1 protein-coding gene is annotated in these 596 nt (G+C 68.6%); it reads right to left on the bottom strand.

Annotation, left to right across the window (positions count from 1 at the left end; genetic code table 11):
- The coding region (locus GT045_RS38175; RefSeq protein WP_161337014.1) for a phosphopantetheine-binding protein at positions 1-330 on the bottom strand (330 nt) is incomplete at its 3' end.
- Positions 331-596: the final 266 nt, after the last annotated feature.

Here is a 596-nt window from a genome sequence, read left to right on the forward strand (position 1 = left end):
GCCGGCCGCTTCGGCGGACACGGGCACGGCCGGCGCCAGCGCCGCCGTCAGGCTCCGGATCGTGGGGTGCCGGTAGATGTCCCGAATGGAGGGGGAGGGCAGGTCGGGAATTTTCCTGAGCCGCGCACAGAACTGGGCCATGACCAAGGAATTGGCGCCCAGGTCGGTGAAGAAGTGACTCTCGGCCGGAACGTGTTCGGTACCGACGAGTTCGGCGAGTGCCGCCGCGAGTTTGTTTTCGGTCTCCACCCTGGCCGGACCGGTGTCGCTCAAGGAGACGGCAGGTTCTTCCGACCCGGATATGGGGACCTCGGAGGACTGCTCCACCATTCGATCTCCTGAGGACGTGTGGATGCGATCGACCGGTCGGATCCTTCTGATCACGGCCGCCTGTTTCAGTTTGGCGAGGCAATCAGCAGGCTGCCACTTCGCAGCGCTCCATGTGTCCGTGAAAATCGCGCGACGGCTCCGTCTGCCTTGGCCTTCGTGCGGGCCGGGGCGTGCCGCGGTTCACCCGATCGGCGGCCCTCGCACGCGGGGCACGTCCCGCGGGAGTCCTCCGCGAGCCCCCGCCCCGGCCCCCGCGCACCGGCCCG

It is taken from the genome of Streptomyces sp. SID486 (assembly GCF_009865385.1).
GTDB lineage: Bacteria > Actinomycetota > Actinomycetes > Streptomycetales > Streptomycetaceae > Streptomyces.